The 17,705-nt window shown below is 70.1% G+C and carries 14 protein-coding genes; 6 read left to right on the top strand and 8 right to left on the bottom strand.

Annotated features, from left to right (window positions below; all coding sequences use genetic code 11):
• Nucleotides 1-39 precede the first annotated feature (39 nt).
• A complete protein-coding gene (locus tag GQR16_RS08525) occupies nt 40-849 on the top strand; it encodes a Bax inhibitor-1/YccA family protein (RefSeq protein WP_157414722.1) in 810 nt (269 codons plus the stop codon).
• A 139-nt stretch (nt 850-988) separates the two neighbouring features.
• Here GQR16_RS08525 and GQR16_RS08520 read toward each other — a convergent pair whose 3' ends face one another.
• From GQR16_RS08520 to GQR16_RS08490, 7 genes are all read right to left on the bottom strand, one after another.
• On the bottom strand, nt 989-1,933 hold the full coding sequence (locus GQR16_RS08520) for an L-lactate dehydrogenase (RefSeq protein ID WP_157414721.1): 945 nt from the start codon (nt 1,931-1,933) through the stop codon (nt 989-991).
• A gap of 111 nt (nt 1,934-2,044) precedes the next feature.
• Entirely contained in the window at nt 2,045-3,625 is a 1,581-nt protein-coding gene (gene guaA, locus GQR16_RS08515; RefSeq protein WP_157414720.1) for a glutamine-hydrolyzing GMP synthase, read from the bottom strand.
• Nucleotides 3,622-4,116, bottom strand: coding sequence for a DUF3817 domain-containing protein (locus GQR16_RS08510; protein ID WP_067878798.1), 495 nt, complete (start codon nt 4,114-4,116; stop codon nt 3,622-3,624). Before GQR16_RS08510 ends, guaA begins: the two co-directional genes overlap by 4 nt.
• A 9-nt stretch (nt 4,117-4,125) precedes the next feature.
• Nucleotides 4,126-4,995 carry an SURF1 family cytochrome oxidase biogenesis protein gene (locus GQR16_RS08505; protein WP_170298441.1) on the bottom strand — a complete coding sequence of 290 codons (870 nt, stop codon included), beginning with the start codon at nt 4,993-4,995 and terminating at the stop codon, nt 4,126-4,128.
• Between the two features lie 148 nt (nt 4,996-5,143).
• Complete coding sequence (locus GQR16_RS08500; RefSeq protein ID WP_157414718.1) at nt 5,144-6,913, bottom strand: glycerol-3-phosphate dehydrogenase/oxidase; 1,770 nt, start codon at nt 6,911-6,913, stop codon at nt 5,144-5,146.
• Nucleotides 6,914-7,011: 98 nt separating this feature from the next.
• A complete protein-coding gene (locus tag GQR16_RS08495) occupies nt 7,012-8,139 on the bottom strand; it encodes a GuaB3 family IMP dehydrogenase-related protein (RefSeq protein ID WP_157414717.1) in 1,128 nt (375 codons plus the stop codon).
• Between the two features lie 84 nt (nt 8,140-8,223).
• Nucleotides 8,224-9,948, bottom strand: coding sequence for an ABC-F family ATP-binding cassette domain-containing protein (locus GQR16_RS08490; RefSeq protein ID WP_157414716.1), 1,725 nt, complete (start codon nt 9,946-9,948; stop codon nt 8,224-8,226).
• A 162-nt stretch (nt 9,949-10,110) separates the two neighbouring features.
• On the opposite strand from GQR16_RS08490, the gene GQR16_RS08485 reads away from it, so the two are divergent.
• Entirely contained in the window at nt 10,111-11,271 is a 1,161-nt protein-coding gene (locus GQR16_RS08485; RefSeq protein ID WP_157414715.1) for a MalY/PatB family protein, read from the top strand.
• Nucleotides 11,272-11,277: 6 nt separating this feature from the next.
• Here GQR16_RS08485 and guaB read toward each other — a convergent pair whose 3' ends face one another.
• Nucleotides 11,278-12,780: an IMP dehydrogenase gene (gene guaB / locus GQR16_RS08480; protein WP_157414714.1), complete on the bottom strand. Its 1,503-nt coding sequence runs from the start codon at nt 12,778-12,780 to the stop codon at nt 11,278-11,280.
• Nucleotides 12,781-13,156: 376 nt separating this feature from the next.
• On the opposite strand from guaB, the gene GQR16_RS08475 reads away from it, so the two are divergent.
• From GQR16_RS08475 to GQR16_RS08460, 4 genes are all read left to right on the top strand, one after another.
• On the top strand, nt 13,157-14,440 hold the full coding sequence (locus GQR16_RS08475; protein WP_157414713.1) for a branched-chain amino acid ABC transporter permease: 1,284 nt from the start codon (nt 13,157-13,159) through the stop codon (nt 14,438-14,440).
• Between the two features lie 9 nt (nt 14,441-14,449).
• Nucleotides 14,450-15,430, top strand: coding sequence for a branched-chain amino acid ABC transporter permease (locus GQR16_RS08470; protein ID WP_157414712.1), 981 nt, complete (start codon nt 14,450-14,452; stop codon nt 15,428-15,430).
• A gap of 88 nt (nt 15,431-15,518) precedes the next feature.
• Nucleotides 15,519-16,478 (top strand): ABC transporter ATP-binding protein, encoded by a 960-nt coding sequence (locus GQR16_RS08465; protein ID WP_246200686.1) that lies wholly within the window; start codon nt 15,519-15,521, stop codon nt 16,476-16,478.
• Complete coding sequence (locus GQR16_RS08460) at nt 16,475-17,215, top strand: ABC transporter ATP-binding protein (RefSeq protein ID WP_157414711.1); 741 nt, start codon at nt 16,475-16,477, stop codon at nt 17,213-17,215. The genes GQR16_RS08465 and GQR16_RS08460 overlap by 4 nt, the downstream gene beginning before the upstream one ends.
• Nucleotides 17,216-17,705 lie beyond the last annotated feature (490 nt).

The raw sequence follows: 17,705 nt of genomic DNA, 5'->3' as shown, positions 1-17,705 counted from the left end.
CCCCCGCACCGACGACAGCCGAAAGCAGAGGAACACCCCATGGCTCTCGACAATCCCGCCTTCTCGCGGAACGACGCCTTCTCTTCCAAGCAGGGAGCCGTGGCCGTCGCGCAAGACATGTCCGCGCAGCAGCTGCAGGAGATCTACAACCAGCCCGCGACGCTGCCCGACCGCGAGGTCATGCAGATCGAGACCACCATCCAGAAGTCGGTCGTCGGGTTCGGCCTCCTGCTCGTGGGTGCCGCGCTCGGTTGGGTGACCGTCGACAGCGTCCCCTTCCTCTGGATCGGCGCCGGCCTCGTCGGCTTCGTGCTCGCCCTGGTCAACATCTTCAAGAAGCAGCCCTCCCCCGCACTGGTCCTCGCCTACGCGGGCGTGCAGGGCGTCTTCGTCGGCGGCATCTCGGCCTGGTACGAGCTCATGTACGGCGGCGGCATCGTCGCGCAGGCCGTCATCGCGACGCTCGTCGTGTTCGGCGTGACGCTCGCGCTCTTCGCCTCGGGCAAGATCCGCGCATCGAAGAAGGCGACGAAGGTCTTCCTCATCGCGATGGTCGGCTACCTCGTGTTCTCGGTCATCAACATGATCCTCATGTGGACCGGCGTCAACAACGACCCGTGGGGCCTTCGCGGCGCCGAGATCGCCGGCATCCCGTTCGGTCTCATCCTCGGTGTGCTCGTCGTGATCATGGCCGCGTACTCGCTCGTGCTCGACTTCGACTTCATCCAGCAGGGCGTTCGCAACCGCGCTCCCAAGAAGTACGAATGGACCGGCGTGTTCGGCATCATGGTCACCGTCATCTGGCTGTACCTCGAGATCCTGCGCATGATCGCGATCACCCGCGACTAGCACTCGACTCGCTCGACGAACGGGGTCGCCTTCGGGCGGCCCCGTCCGTCGTTTCGCCGGGCGCACGATGAAACGGCAGAGGGGCGGATGCCGCGGCCACGCGGCATCCGCCCCTCACCGGTCGTGCGACCGAGGCCCGTCAGAACCCGAGCGAGGCGAGCGACGTGCGGATCACCTCGGCCGAGGTCTCGAGCTGGACCCCCTCGAGCTCGGACATCGGCGCCTCGGCGAGCGGGAACGCCCCCTCGCCGCCGACGATGCTCGGCAGCGACAGCGCGATGCCGTCGAGGCCGCGGATGCCGCTCAGCACCGTGCTGACCGGCAGCACCGCCCGCTCGTTGTTCACGATCGCCTCGACGATGCGGGCGCCCGCGAGGCCGATGGCGTAGTTCGTCGCACCCTTGCCCCGGATGACCGTGTAGGCGGCGTTGCGCACCTCGTCGGCGATCCGGTCGAGCTCTGGGAGGGTGAACGGCTCGCTGCCGCGCCACTCGAGGATCGGCACGGGGCCGATACCCGCCTGCGACCAGAGGGGGAACTCGGTGTCGCCGTGCTCGCCGACGATGGCCGCGTGCACGCTCGAGGTCGAGACGCCCGCACGCTTCGCGAGCAGCCACCGCAGCCGCGAGGTGTCGAGCACCGTGCCCGACCCGAAGATGCGGTTGGCCGGCAGACCGGAGATGCGCTGCGCGGCGACCGTCATGACGTCGACGGGGTTCGTGACGAGCACGTAGATCGCGTCGGGTGCGCGCTCGAGCAGGTTCGGGAGCAGCTTCTCGAGGATTCGCACGTTCGTGCCCGCGAGGTCGAGCCTCGTCTGGCCCGGCTGCTGCTTCGCGCCCGCCGTGATGACGACGACGTGCGAGCCCTCGACGACCGCGAGATCGGCGCCGCCGCTCACGCTCGCGCCGGTGAACTGGGTGCCGTGCGCGAGGTCGAGCACCTCGGCTTCGACCTTCTCACGGGCGATGTCGTAGAGCGCGACCTCGCTCGCGGCTCCCCTGATGAGCGTGGCGTAGGCGAGGCTCGTGCCCACGCTTCCGGCTCCGACGACGGTGACCTTGGCATTCTCGACGACATTCACCTTTCCCATCCTGCCGTGCGCGGCGTCGGATGTCAGGAGCACCCACCGGAATGCCCGGTGAACGACGAACGGCCGCCCGAGGGCGGCCGTTCGCTTCGCGTCAGTACGCGATCACTCCCACTCGATGGTTCCCGGTGGCTTCGACGTGACGTCGAGCACGACGCGGTTGACATCGGCGACCTCGTTGGTGATGCGGTTCGAGATGCGCGCGAGCACGTCGTACGGGAGGCGGGTCCAGTCGGCGGTCATCGCGTCTTCGGACGAGACCGGGCGCAGCACGATCGGGTGGCCGTAGGTGCGGCCGTCGCCCTGAACGCCCACCGAGCGCACGTCGGCGAGGAGCACGACGGGGCACTGCCAGATCTCCTGGTCGAGACCCGCCGCAGTCAGTTCTTCGCGCGCGATCGCATCGGCCTGGCGGAGCAGATCGAGACGATCACGGGTGACCTCGCCCACGATGCGGATGCCGAGGCCTGGCCCCGGAAACGGCTGACGCCCCACGATCTCTTCGGGCAGGCCGAGTTCGCGGCCGATGGCGCGCACCTCGTCCTTGAAGAGCGTGCGCAGCGGCTCGACCAGTTCGAACTGCAGGTCTTCGGGCAGGCCGCCCACGTTGTGGTGACTCTTGATGTTCGCCGTGCCCGTGCCGCCGCCCGACTCGACGACGTCGGGGTAGAGCGTGCCCTGCACGAGGAACTTGATCGGCTGGCCATCGGCAGCCGCCTCGGCGATGAGGTCCCGCTCGGCCTGCTCGAACGCGCGGATGAACTCGCGGCCGATGATCTTGCGCTTCTCCTCGGGGTCGGTCACGCCTGCGAGCGCATCGAGGAAGGTGTCGACCGCGTCGATGGTGACGAGGCGGACGCCCGTCGCGGCGACGTAGTCGTTCTGCACCTGCTCGCGCTCGCCCTGGCGGAGCAGCCCGTGGTCGACGAACACCGCGGTCAGCTGGTCGCCGACGGCCTGCTGCACGAGCGCGGTCGAGACCGCGGAGTCGACTCCGCCCGACAGCGCGGAGATGACGCGAGCCGAACCGACCTGCTCCCGGATGCGGGCGACCTGCTCGGCGATGACGTTGCCGGAGTTCCAGTCGGCGGGGATGCCGGCGGCGCGGTGCAGGAAGTTCTCGATGACGCCCTGGCCGTACTCGGAGTGCTTGACCTCGGGGTGCCACTGCACGCCGTAGAAGCCCTGCTCGTCGTTCGCGAACGCGGCGACGGGCGTGGTCGCGGTCGACGCGAGCACCTCGAAGCCCTCGGGCGCGACCGCGACGGAGTCGCCGTGGCTCATCCACGTGATCTGGTGCTCGGGCTGCCCGCCGAGGAGCTGGTTGTCGTCGGTGCGCAGCGTGGTCTCGGTCGAGCCGTACTCACGGTGGCCGGTGTGCGCGACCTCGCCGCCGAGCTGCTGCGCCATGACCTGGAAGCCGTAGCAGATGCCGAGCGTGGGCACGCCGAGCTGCAGGATGCCCTCGTCGAGCGACGGCGCGCCCTCTTCGTAGACCGACGACGGCCCGCCGGAGAGCACGATGCCGATCGGGTTGCGGGCGCGCACCTCATCGGCGGTGATCGTGTGCGGCACGATCTCCGAGTACACGGATGCCTCGCGCACGCGTCGGGCGATCAGCTGCGCGTACTGCGCGCCGAAGTCGACGACGAGGACTGGGCGCTGCTCGGTGGGCTGGTCGGTCACGGCTGGGCCTCCACGGGGTCGGCGTCGGATGCGGGAACGGGCTGCGCTGCGGCCTCACGGGCTTCGCGCGAGTCGAGGTACCCGGTCACCTCGCGGGCGATGCGCACCTCGAGGAAGAACGAGAGGAACGGGATGATGCCGCCGAGCGCGATGAGCACGAACCGCGTGAACGGCCAGCGCATGAGGCTCCAGAGGCGGAAGTCGCTGAACAGGTAGAGCACGTAGAACCAGCCGTGGGCGATGAGGATGCCCGTGGAGAGGTTCACGCCCTCGCCCGTGGAGACGAGCCCTGCGGGCGTCTCGACGACGGGCGCCAGGGTGAGGAAGCCGGCCGGGCCGAACCCGAAGAGCTCGTAGTGGAACACGTACTTCAGCAGCATCTCGGCGCAGAGCAGCAACAGCATCACGCCGGTGATGACCGACGTGACCTTGTAGAGCTTCAGCGCCCCGCGAATGCGCGGCAGATCGGCGGATTTCGGCTCGAGGGGCATGGGCCCAGTCTACTTCGCCTCGGCAGCGGCGGAGTCCGCGGGGTCGCCGGCGGAGTCCGCAGCAGCGCCGGGCGCCGCGTCGGCCGCTGCCGCGGCGGCGGCCTCCTCGGCCTCCTGCTGCTCGCGCTCGACCGCGTCGCGTACGAGGCGGTACCAGAGGTACACCGCGAAGCCCGCGAACACGGCCCACTCGACCGCGTAGAAGACGTTCAGCCAGTTGAGTTCGAACGTGTGCTCGGGCGGCGGCGAGGCGATCGCCTCGAGGCCCGGCGCGGCATCCGTCGTCGTGATGTAGCCGAAGTACACCGGGCGGTCGTCGTAGTCGGCCCACACGTTGATGAGCTGCGCCACGGCGACCGTCGTCATGGCGAACGGGTCGCCGTCTTCGTCGGGCGCGACGGGGGCCTCGCTCGGGAGGAAGCGTCCGACGACCTGCGTCTCGGCGCCGACGCCCGCAGCGTCGGCCCCGACCTCCTCGACGACCGAGGCGTCGAAGGCATCTGCTGCATCCTGCGCGGTCTCGCGGTCGGCCGCCCAGCCGAGGGCGACGGGCAGGCCGCCGGCCGCGGCATCCGTCACCTCGAGGTGCGCGACCACCCAGTAGCCGGCGACGCCGTCGTTGAGCCGGCCCTCGACGAGCACGGTGTCGCCGGGCACGTACACGCCCTCGACCTCGACGCGCTGCGCCGTGGCGACCTGCTCGGTCGCCGTGTCGGGTTGAACCAGATCGCCGAGCGGCAGCACGTCTTCGGTGGGCCGCTCGATGGTCGTCGACTGCTCGACGGCGCGCTCGATCTGCCATTGTCCGAGCAGCGCGAAGGCCGCGGCGACCGCGAGGGCGAAGAGGAGCGCGAGCACCCATCGGGGGCGCAGCATCATCTGCAGCATCAGACCCCGATGCCTCGCGCGTGGGCGGCGGACAGGGCTTCGGGCATGCCGACAAGTCTACTTCGCGAACCCTGAGCGCCAGGACGGCAGGGCCCGGGCGACCGGCGGTGCGGCGCCCGCCACGGGCGCCGCACCGGAGTCAGTCGACCTTGACGATGTCGGGCGCCCCGAGCCGCACTCGGTCGGCCGATTCGTCGTCGGGCTGCAGCTGCGAGTCGCGCTCGGCGGCGACGCGCTCGAGGTAGCGCTCGACCTCGAGCTGCTCGCGCTCGGCGTCCCAGCCGAGCACGTCGGCCATGAGCCGCGCCGCGACGGGCGCCGCGGAGACGCCGCGGTCCCACGCCTCGATCGAGATGCGCGTGCGGCGCGCGAGCACGTCGTCGAGGTGCAGCGCGCCCTCGTGGGACGCCGCGTACACGACCTCGGCCGCAAGGTAGTCGTCGGCCCCGGGCAGGGGCTCGCCGAGCGAGGCATCCGCCTTGATGAGGTCGAGCAGTTCGTCGGTCAGGGTGCCGTACCGGTTCAGCAGGTGCTCGATGCGCACCTTGTGCACGTCGAACGCCCTGGCGATCTTGGCGCGCTTGTTCCACGCGGCCTGGTAGCCCTCGGCGCCGAGGAGCGCGATGTCCTGCGTCGTCGAGACCGGCACGCGCCCGTCGAGCGCATCGGCGGCGGCGTCGATCGCGTCTTTCGCCATGATGCGGTACGTGGTCCACTTGCCGCCCGCGACGACCACGAGCCCCGGCACCGTGTGCGCGACGATGTGCTCGCGCGAGAGCTTCGAGGTCTGGTCGCTCTCGCCGGCGAGCAGCGGCCGCAGGCCCGCGAACACGCCCTCGACGTCTTCGCGCGTCAGGGGGATGGCGAGCAGCGCGTTCACGTGCTCGAGCAGGTAGTCGATGTCGGCGGCCGTCGCGGCCGGGTGCGCCTTGTCGAGGTTCCAGTCGGTGTCGGTCGTGCCGATGAGCCAGTGCCGGCCCCACGGGATGATGAACAGCACGCTCTTCTCGGTGCGGAAGATCATGCCCATCGCCGACTGGATGCGGTCGCGCGGCACCACGAGGTGGATGCCCTTCGATGCGCGCACCTTGAACGTGCCCCGCTCGCCCACCATGCGCTGCGTGTCGTCGGTCCAGACCCCGGTGGCGTTCACGACCTGCTTGGCGCGGATCTCGAAGTGCTCGTCGGTCTGGAGGTCGTGCGCCTTGACGCCGACCACGCGCTCGCCGACCTTGATGAAGCCCTCGACCTTGACCCGCGAGGCGACGTGCGCGCCGTACGACGAGGCGGTCCGGGCGAGGGAGGCCACGTAGCGGGCGTCGTCGACCTGCGCGTCGTAGTACGTGAGGCCGCCGACGAGCGCGTCGTTCGAGAGCGACGGGATCGCCCGCATGACCTGGCGCTTCGAGAGGTGGCGGTGGTGCGGAACCCCAGGCGGCCGGCCGCCCGTGTAGCTGAAGACGTCGTACAGCAGCATGCCCGCACCGATGTAGATGCGCTCGAACACGCGCTTCTTCAACGGGTAGAGGAACCGCACTGGCTTGACCAGGTGCGGCGCGATGCGCTGGAGCAGGAGTCCGCGCTCGATGAGCGCCTCGCGCACGAGCCGGAAGTCGAGCTGCTCGAGATAGCGGATGCCGCCGTGCACGAGTTTCGACGAGCGGCTCGACGTGCCCGACGCCCAGTCGCGCGCCTCGAGCAGGCCGGTCGAGAGCCCTCGTGTGACGGCGTCGAGCGCCGCACCCGTGCCGACGATGCCGCCGCCGACCACGAGGATGTCGAGTTCCTTCTCCTTCAGCCGCGCGATCGCTGCCGAGCGCTCCTCAGGACCGAGTTTCGTCGAGCGGGCCACGGATGCCGGGGCACCCGCTCCCGCCTTCGTCGTCGATCCGGACCTCTGTGTCGCCATCGTCGTCCCCATCCTCGCGATCGCAGACGGCGACCGCGTGATCCGACTTCAACGCTACCCGAGCGGGGGCCGGATCAGGAGGGTGAGGGCGACCGAGTTCAGAACGACTGGTACGGCGCGACGACGACCTCGACGCGCTGGAACTCCTTGAGGTCGGAGTAGCCCGTCGTCGCCATCGAGCGACGCAGCGCACCCACGAGGTTCGCGCTGCCGTCGGCGGCGGGAGCCGGGCCGTAGAGCACCTGCTCGAGCTCGCCGATCTGGCCGACGTGCACGCGGCGACCGCGCGGGAGCTTCGAGTGGTGCGCCTCGGCGCCCCAGTGGTAGCCGCCGCCGGGCGCATCGGTCGCCCGCGCGAGCGCCGCGCCGAGCATCACGGCGTCGGCGCCGCAGGCGATGGCCTTCACGATGTCGCCCGAGGTGCCGAGGCCGCCGTCGGCGATGACGTGCACGTAACGGCCGCCCGACTCGTCGAGGTAGTCGCGACGCGCGCCCGCGACATCCGCCACCGCCGTGGCCATGGGCGCGTGGATGCCGAGCGTCGCGCGCGTGGTCGAGGCCGCGCCGCCGCCGAAGCCGACGAGCACGCCCGCCGCGCCCGTGCGCATGAGGTGCAGGGCGGCCGTGTAGGTCGAGGCGCCGCCGACGATGACCGGCACGTCGAGCTCGTAGATGAAGCGCTTGAGGTTCAGCGGCTCCTGGTTCTTCGACACGTGCTCGGCCGACACCGTGGTGCCGCGGATCACGAACAGGTCGACGCCCGCGGCGACGACGGTCTCGTAGAGCTCCTGCGTGCGCTGCGGCGACAGCGCACCCGCGACCGTGACGCCCGAGGCGCGGATCTCGGCGAGGCGCTGCGTGACGAGCTCGGGCTTGATCGGCTCGGAGTACAGCTGCTGCATGCGCTGCGTCGCCGCTTCGGGCGCGAGGTTGCGGATCTCGGCGAGCACGGGCTCGGGGTCTTCGTACCTGGTCCAGAGGCCCTCGAGGTCGAGCACGCCGAGGCCGCCCAGCTGGCCCATCATGATCGCGGTCTGCGGCGACACGACGGAGTCCATCGGGGCCGCGAGGAACGGGATGTCGAACTGGTACGCGTCGATCGACCAGGCGACCGAGACATCCTCTGGATCGCGCGTGCGCCGGCTCGGCACGATGGCGATGTCGTCGAATGCGTAGACACGACGGCCCCGCTTGGAACGGCCGATCTCGATCTCCTGAGTCACCATGCCAGCCTATCGAACGGATGCCGCGGGCCGAACGGACGCGGCGGCCGGGCACCCCTGGGGTACCCGGCCGCCGGCCCGCCCGGGTCAGCGCACCCGGTCGACCCGCGCCTCGTCCCACACCGGGGCATCGGTCTCGACGACCTGCCCGTCGGAGCGGAACACGACGAACCGGTCGAAGCTGCGCGTGAACCAGCGGTCGTGCGTGACCGCGAGCACGGTGCCGTCGAAGCGCGACAGGGCGTCCTCGAGCGCCTCGGCCGAGACGAGGTCGAGGTTGTCGGTGGGTTCGTCGAGGAGCAGCAGGGTCGCCCCCGAGAGCTCGAGGAGGAGGATCTGCAGCCGCGCCTGCTGCCCGCCCGAGAGCTCGTCGAAGCGCTGCAGTGCGGCGCCCGCGAGCCCGTAGCGGTCGAGCGCCGAGCTCGCGGCCTCGCGCGCCATGCCGTCGCGGTTCGCGTCGCCGCGGTGCAGGATGTCGAGCAGCGTGCGTCCGCGGAACTCGGGGTGCTGGTGGTTCTGCGCGAACCAGCCGGGCACGACCCTCGCGCCGAGGACGGCGCGCCCCTCGTGCGGCACGCGCGCGAGCGTCTCCCCCACGCTCGTGACGTGCCCGAGCGTGCGGTCGGGCACGGTGCCGCCGCCCGCGAGCAGGCGCAGGAAGTGCGACTTGCCCGACCCGTTCGACCCGAGCACGGCGACGCGGTCGCCGTACCAGACCTCGAGGTCGAACGGCTTCATGAGCCCGCTGAGCTCGAGCTGCTCGCACACCACGGAGCGTTTGCCCGTGCGCGAGCCGCGCAGCCGCATCGACACCGCCTGAGCCGGTGGGCGCTCCTCCGGCGGGCCGGCGTCCTCGAAGCGGCGCAGTCGCGTCAGGGCCGCCTGGTACCGCGAGGCCATGCCGTCGTTGTACGTCGCCTTGACCTTGAGCGTGTTCACGAGGGTCTTCAGCGCGAGATGCTGCTCGTCCCACCGGCGACGCAACTCGTCGAGGCGCTCGAAGCGCTCCTCGCGCGCGGCGTGGTACCCGCTGAAGTTGCCGCCGTGCACCCACGCCGTACTCCCCGCGGCCCCCGCCTCGAGCGTCACGATGCGGTCGGCCGCGCGCGCGAGCAGCTCGCGGTCGTGCGAGACGAGCAGCACGGTCTTGGGGGTCGCGCGCAGCGCCCCCTCGAGCCAGCGCTTGCCCGGCACGTCGAGCGAGTTGTCTGGCTCGTCGAGCAGCAGGACCTGCTCCGGTCCGCGCAGCAGCGCCTCGAGCGCGAGCCGCTTCTGCTCGCCGCCCGAGAGCGTCGACAGGTCGCGCCACCGCGCCTGCTCGAACGGGATGCCGAGCGCGGCCGACGTGCAGTGGTCCCACACGACCTCCTGCTCGTAGCCGCCGGCTTCGGCGTACTCGGCGAGCGCGGTCGCGTACCGCATCTGGTTCGTCGTGTCATCCGCCTCGATCAGCGCGTTCTCGGATGCCTCGAGCTCGCGAGCGGCGCTCCGGATGCGCGTCGGCGCGACCGACACGAGCAGACCCGCGACCGTCGTCGGCGCGGAGGCCGCGGCATCCGTCGACGCGTCGACCTCGGACGGCTGTCGACCGACGAACTGGTCCATGACGCCGAGGCCGCCGTCGACCTGCACGCTGCCCTCGTCGGGGCGCAGGTCGCCGCGGATGATGCGCAGCAGCGTCGACTTGCCGGCGCCGTTCGCGCCGATGAGCGCGGTCGTGCGGCCGTCGACGACGCGGAACGCGAGGTCGGCGAGCAGTGGCCTGCCGTCGGGCAGGGAGAAGGAGACGCCGTTGACGTCGATGAAACCCATGGGTGATCCGTTTCACTTCACGACGCGCGTGGTTGTCGCACGCGTCGCGGCGCTGAGGCAGCCGATCAGGATACATGCCCGGTGAGCAGGCCGCGAGCCGCGAGCCGACGGCCCCCGCACGTTCCGGGTGCCGCCGAGCCGGCGATGCAGCATGCTGGAGGCATGCACGGCTTGCATCGCATCGAAGCGGACCCCATCGACCTGCTGCGCGCGCGCACGAGCGCGAAGTGGCGGCTCTACGACGAAGACGTGCTGCCGCTGCCCGTCGCCGAGATGGACTACCCGCTCGCCGAACCCATCGCCGCGGCGCTGCACCGGGCGATCGACCGCTCCGACACCGGATACAACGCCGGTCCCGAGGCCGTCGCGCACGCGTTCCAGGGGTTCGCGGCCGCCCGCCTCGGCTGGGAGCTCGACCCGAGCCGCGTGACCTGCACGGCCGACGTGTCGATGGGCCTCGTCGAGGTGCTCCGGCGTGCCATCGCGCCCGGCGACCGCGTCATCGCGACCTCGCCCATCTATCCGCCGTTCTTCGACCTCGTGACCGAGGCGGGCGGCGTCGTCGAGGAGATCCCGTTGCAGGGCGGCATCCGCGACGGATGGTCGCTCGACCTGCTCGGCATCGAGGCCGCGTTCGCCTCGGGGGTGCGCGCGATGCTCCTCTGCAACCCGCACAACCCGACCGGGTGGGTGCCCGCGCGCGACGACCTCGTGCACCTCGCCGACCTGGCGGCCGGTTTCGGCGCGACGATCGTGAGCGACGAGGTGCACGGCCCCCTCGCACAGCCCACGACCCCGTACACGCCGTTCCTCACGGTGTCGGATGCCGCGCGCGAACACGGCGTCGCCGTCACCGCCGCGACCAAGGCGTTCAACATCGCCGGGCTGAAGGCCGCGCTCATCGTCACCGCGAGCGAACGCGGCGACCGCCTGCGCGACGCGATGCCCTACGAGGTGTCGTGGCGCATGAGCCAGTTCGGCTCGATCGCCACGGTCGCCGCCTTCACCGACGGCGGGCCGTGGCTCGACGGAGTGCTCGGCAGCCTCGACGACAACCGGCGCCTGCTCGCCGACCTGCTCGCCGAGGAACTGCCCGGCGTCGGCTACCGCATTCCGGATGCCACCTACCTCGCGTGGCTCGACCTGACGGCGCTCGGTTGGGGCGACGACCCCGCGGCCGTCGCCCTCGAGCGCGCGAAGGTCGCGCTCATGAGCGGACCCGCGTTCGGCGCCGAGGTCGGTCGCGGCCACGCGCGCCTGAACTTCGCGTGCTCGCCCGAGGTGCTCGGGGAGGCGGTCACGCGGCTCGCTGACGCGCGGTGACCCGGGCTACCTCTTGTAGTTCGGCGCCTCGACCACGATCTGCACGTCGTGCGGGTGGGACTCCTTGAGCCCGGCCGCCGTGATGCGCACGAACTTGCCCTTCGCCTTCAGCTCGGCGATGGTGCGGCCGCCGACGTAGAACATCGACTGACGCAGCCCGCCGATGAGCTGGTGCGTCACCGCCGCGACCGAACCGCGATACGCGACCTGGCCCTCGATGCCCTCGGGGATCAGCTTGTCGTCGCTCGGCACGTCGGCCTGGAAGTAGCGGTCCTTGGAGTACGAGGTGTTCTTGCCGCGCGTCTGCATGGCGCCGAGCGAGCCCATGCCGCGGTACAGCTTGAACTGCTTGCCGCCCTGGAACACGACGTCGCCGGGCGACTCGTCGGTGCCGGCGAGCAGCGAACCGATCATGACGGTGTCGGCGCCGGCGACCAGCGCCTTCGCGATGTCGCCCGAGTACTGCAGGCCGCCGTCGGCGATGATCGGCACGCCGGCCTCGCGCGCCGCGAGGTACGACTCGTAGATCGCCGTGATCTGCGGCACGCCGACGCCGGCGACGATGCGGGTCGTGCAGATCGAACCCGGGCCGACGCCGACCTTGACCGCGTCGACACCCGCGTCGATGAGCGCCTGCGCGCCCTCGCGGGTGGCCGCCTGGCCGCCGATCACGTCGATGTGCTCGAACGTCGGGTCGGACTTGATGCGACGCACCATCTCGATGACGCCCGCGGAGTGGCCGTTGGCCGTGTCGACGACGATCACGTCGACGCCCGCATCGCGCAGTGCCTCGGCGCGCTCCCAGGCGTCGCCGAAGAAGCCGATCGCGGCGCCCACGCGCAGGCGGCCCTCGGAGTCCTTCGTGGCGTTCGGGTACTGCTCGGACTTGTCGAAGTCCTTGACCGTGATGAGACCGGTGAGACGGCCCGCGTCGTCGACGAGGGGCAGCTTCTCGACCTTGTGCTTCGCGAAGATCGCCAGCGCCTCGTCGGGGTTCATGCCCACGCGGCCCGTGATGAGCGGCGCCTTCGTCATGACGTCGGCGACGCTGGTGGTCGACTTCTCGAACTCGGAGACGAACCGCATGTCGCGATTCGAGATGATGCCGACGAGGATGCCGTCGGCGTCGACGACCGGCAGACCGCTGACGCGGTAGGTCGCGCACAGCGCGTCGACCTCGGCCACGGTCGCATCGGGCGTCGTCGTGACCGGGTTGGAGACCATGCCCGACTCGCTGCGCTTCACCCGGTCGACCATCTCGGCCTGGTCGGCGATGGACAGGTTGCGGTGCAGGATGCCGATGCCGCCCTGCCTGGCCATGGCGATCGCCATGCGCGCCTCGGTCACGGTGTCCATCGCAGCGGAGAGCAGCGGCGTCGCGACGGTGATGCGACGCGTCAGCCGGGAGCTCGTGTCGGCCTCGCTCGGGATGACGTCGGTGGGCCCGGGGAGCAGCAGCACGTCGTCGTACGTGAGTCCGATGAATCCGAACGGGTCGTGCTGGTCCATTGGGGCGCCCCTTTTATCGCGTGGTCGGCATCGAGTGCACCGCCGCCGGCGCGAAGGGCCTTGCACGGTGTCTACCGAGTCTAATCGAGGCGGCGCTGGGAGTATTCCCCGTGCGCGTCGTGCGCGCCGCGCGGGCGCGCGCACGCCCGCGAGGCCGCCGCGCACATCCCGTGCGCGAGAGCGCGCCCACCTGCAGGTGCGTTGCGTTTCTCACGATTCGGCAGCGGTTCCCGAACGTGGGGGATGCGAAACACGGACGACACACTACGCTCATAACGTCTCCTTCACGGCCGATGGGACTCCTATCGCCGTGGTGTCCCAACCTGGAGGTTTCGTGAGATCCCCATCCCCTGCCGTCGCGTACCCACCCGGTCGCATGATCAGGCTGTTCGGCGTCATCCTCGCCATCACAGCCGCCATGCTCGGCGTCTTCGCACTCTCCGCATCCCCGGCCATGGCCGCCGAGGGCGATCCGTACCGCATCAGCGGAAACGTCCAACTCGACGGCGAACCGCTCGAAGGCGTCCGGCTCGTGATCGACGGACCGGGGGGTGAACAAGAGGTCGAGACCGACGAGAACGGCCAGTGGCGCGTGAGCGTGCCCGAGAAGGACGACTACACCGTCACGCTCGACGAGGAGACCCTTCCCGAGGGCATCGCGGTCGTCGACCCCGAAGACGACAGCCCCAACGAGAAGGACGTCACGGTCGGCGCCGGCGGGCGCGTGACCGTAAACTTCTTCATCGGCGAGGGCGAACGCAACGTCACCAGCCTCTGGGACCAGTTCATCCAGCGCTTCGTGCAGGGCCTGAACTTCGGCCTGATGCTCGCACTCGCGGCGGTCGGCCTGTCGCTCGTGTTCGGCACGACCGGCATCTCGAACTTCGCGCACGGCGAGATGGTCACGTTCGGCGCGGTCGCGGCCTCCTTCCTGGTGAGCGCAGGGTCGATGGCGCTCCCGCTCTGGATCGGCCTCCCGCTCGCCGTGGTGCTGAGCGCGGGCCTCGGACTCCTGCTCGACGTGATCCTCTGGCGACCACTGCGGCGCAAGCGCGTCGGCGTCGTGCAGCTCATGATCGTGAGCATCGGCCTCTCGCTGGCGATGCGCTACATCTTCCAGTTCTTCATCGGCGGCGGCACCACGCAGCTCCCGTACGCGACGGCACCGAAGCTGTCGTTCGGCCCGATCCAGCTGAGCGGCATCGACATCGCCTCGATCGTGATCTCGATCGTCGTGATCGTGGCCTTCGCCATCTGGCTCACGCGTTCGCGTCTCGGCAAGGCCACCCGCGCCATCAGCGACAACCCGTCGCTCGCCTCGGCCTCCGGCATCGACGTCGACCACGTCGTGCGCGTCGTGTGGATCATCGCCGGCGCCCTCGCGGGCCTCGCGGGCATCCTGTACGCGTACTACCGACCCGGCATCAAGTGGGACATGGGCGCGCAGGTGCTGCTGCTGATGTTCGCCGCGGTCACCCTCGGCGGTCTCGGCACGGCCTACGGCGCACTCATCGGCTCGCTCATCGTGGGCGTGATCGTCGAGGTGTCCGGCCTCTGGATCCCCGACGACCTCAAGTACGCGGGTGCTCTCGTCATCCTCATCGTCATCCTGCTGTTCCGGCCACAGGGCATCCTGGGCCGACGAGAGAGAATCGGTTAGGCGCGCATCATGGACTGGATTCAGATCTTCTCCAATACGGCATCGTCGATCCTCAGCCCGGCGACGATCGGCTACGCACTGGCCGCCCTCGGCCTGGCCGTGCACTTCGGCTACGCGGGCCTGCTCAACATGGGCATCGCCGGCTTCATGGCCATCGGCGCCTACGGCTACGCGATCTCGATTCTGACGTTCGACCTGCCGTGGTGGCTTGCGGCCATCATCGGCCTCACGGCAGCCTCGATCTTCGCCCTCATCCTCGGTGTCCCGACCCTGCGGTTGCGAGGCGACTACCTCGCGATCGTGACGATCGCGGCCGCCGAGGTCGTCAGGCTCCTCTTCCTGACGACGGCGTTCGACGAGGTCACCGGCTCGGCCGACGGCCTCAGCGGCTACCACGCGAGCTTCCGCGCCTCGAACCCGATCCCCGAGGGCACGTACGGCTTCGGACCGTGGGTCTACAACGCGAACGACTGGTGGGTCCGCATCCTCGGCCTCATCACGCTCGCGATCGCCGTGCTCGTGGTCTGGCTGCTCATGCGCAGCCCCTGGGGCCGCGTGCTCAAGGGCATCCGCGAAGACGAGGACGCCGTGCGCGCCCTCGGCAAGAACGCGTTCGCGTACAAGCTGCAGGCCCTCGTGCTCGGTGGCGTGATCGCCGCGGCCGGCGGCATCATCTACGCACTGCCCTCGGCGGTCAGCCCCGGCGTCTACGTGACCTCGCTCACGTTCTTCGTCTGGACGGCCCTCCTGCTCGGCGGCGCGGCGACGGTCTTCGGACCGCTGCTCGGCTCGCTGATCTTCTGGGTGCTGCAGACCTTCCTCAGCAACTTCCTGCCCGCACTCGTGCAGGCCGGCGTGCTGCCGTTCATGACGCAGATCCAGGCGGGCACGCTGCGCTTCATCCTCGTGGGTGTCGCGCTCATGCTGCTCGTGATCTTCATGCCGCAGGGCCTCCTCGGCAACAAGAAGGAGCTGACCTTTGTCAAGTGAGATCCCGGCTCCCACCGAGCCCACGACGGATGCGACGGTCGACACTTCGACCGGTGCCGCACCCGTCCCCCGCCCCAAGACGACGGGTCTGCACGTCGGCGACGCCAAGCCGGGCGTCGCCAAGGTCGACCCGATCATCGTCGCCGACGGCGTGCGTCGCACGTTCGGCGGCCTCACCGCCGTCGACGTCGAGCACCTCGAGATCCCGCGTGGCGCCATCACGGCCCTCATCGGACCGAACGGCGCCGGCAAGACCACGCTGTTCAACCTGCTGACCGGGTTCGACAAGCCCAACGAGGGCACGTGGACCTTCGAGGGCCGCTCGCTCTCGGGCGTTCCGGCCTTCAAGGTCGCCCGCATGGGCCAGGTGCGCACGTTCCAGCTCACCAAGGCGCTCGGCCTGCTCACCGTGCTCGACAACATGAAGCTCGGTGCCAAGGGCCAGCGCGGCGAGCGCTTCTGGCAGAGCCTGATCCCCGCCGCCTGGCGCGGTCAGGACGCCGAGATCGAGAAGCGCGCCATGGGCCTGCTCGCCAAGTTCAAGCTCGACACCAAAGCGAGCGACTTCGCCGCCAGCCTGTCGGGCGGTCAGCGCAAGCTCCTCGAGATGGCCCGCGCGCTCATGAGCGAGCCCAAGCTCGTCATGCTCGACGAGCCGATGGCCGGCGTCAACCCGGCGCTCACGCAGTCGCTGCTCGACCACATCCTCGACCTGAAGGACGAGGGCATGACCGTGCTCTTCGTCGAGCACGACATGCACATGGTCCGCCACATCGCGGACTGGGTGGTCGTCATGGCCGAGGGCCGCGTGGTCGCCGAGGGCGATCCGTACACCGTCATGCAGGATCCCGCCGTCATCGACGCCTACCTCGGCGCGCACCAGGAGCTCGACCTCGGTGTCGTGACCGGGCGCGTGACCGCCGAAGAGGCCGACCCGACGACGGATGCCTCGGCATCCGAGGCGGTCGACGCCGCCGAACTCGCGAGCCAGGGCACGGCCGAGGCCGAAGCCGAGTTCGGAGCAGACAGCAAGGAGAAGGACCAGTGAGCAACGCGACTGCGACCAGCACGCCCGTCGTCTTCATCGACGACGTGCACGCCGGCTACCTGCCGGGCGTCAACATCCTGAACGGATGCTCCCTCGTCGCCGAACAGGGCGAGCTCATCGGCATCATCGGCCCGAACGGCGCCGGCAAGTCGACGCTGCTGAAGGCGATCTTCGGCCAGGTCAACATCCGACAGGGCACGGTCTCGCTCCAGGGCGAGGACATCACGGGCCTCAAGGCGAACAAGCTCGTGGCACGCGGCGTCGGGTTCATCCCCCAGACGAACAACGTGTTCCCGAGCCTGACCATCGAGGAGAACCTGCAGATGGGGCTCTTCCAGGCCCCGGGCATGTACAAGGAGCGCCTCGAGTTCGTCACGGGCATCTTCTCGGAGCTCGGCAAGCGCCTGAAGCAGCGCGCCGGTTCGCTCTCGGGCGGCGAGCGCCAGATGGTCGCCATGAGCCGTGCGCTCATGATGGACCCGAAGGTGCTGCTGCTCGACGAGCCGTCGGCCGGCCTCTCCCCTGTTCGTCAAGACGAGGCGTTCATCCGCGTCTCCGAGATCAACAAGGCGGGCGTGACCTGCATCATGGTCGAGCAGAACGCCAGGCGCTGCCTGCAGATCTGCGACCGCGGCTACGTGCTCGACCAGGGCCGCGACGCCTACACGGGCACCGGCCGCGAGCTGCTGAACGACCCGAAGGTCACCGAGCTGTACCTCGGCACGCTCGGCACCTGACCGGGCACGACCCCGTCACGAAGGGCGGGTCCTCGCGAGAGCGAGGGCCCGCCCTTCTTCGTGCTCGCCGCGAGCTGCACCACCGGCACCGCCGCCTGACGCGGAAGCGTGTCCACGCGTCCCCCCTCTATCCGAGTGCATCCGGGAAGGCTCGCAGGACAGCCCAGCAGCCCTCTGGGACGCCCCATCGTGCGCCGAGGGGACACGGTCTGCTGTGTCACGCCGGACTCCGGCAGATCGTGCTCTCTCGGTGCACGGCGGCGGCGTGTCCTCCCGCGAACCGCCACGATGCGGTTCGGGACCGACTCGGTGCCCTCAGGCGCATCTCGAGTCCGGGAGACACCGGGACGAGTCCGGGAGGCATCTGCACGATTCCGGCAGGCACCTGCACGGCGCGGGGCGCGTCGCGCGTACAGGCGCGCGTGCGGAGCCAGGAGGAACGCCCGCGGCGATGTGGACGCGAGCGTCGATGAGGATGCGAGCGTCGCGC

Origin of the sequence: Agromyces allii (assembly GCF_009749385.1) — a bacterium.
Classification (GTDB): Bacteria; Actinomycetota; Actinomycetes; order Actinomycetales; family Microbacteriaceae; genus Agromyces; species Agromyces allii.
The sequence above is the reverse complement of the archived record's forward strand: the minus strand, read 5'-3'. Positions and strand labels throughout refer to the sequence as shown.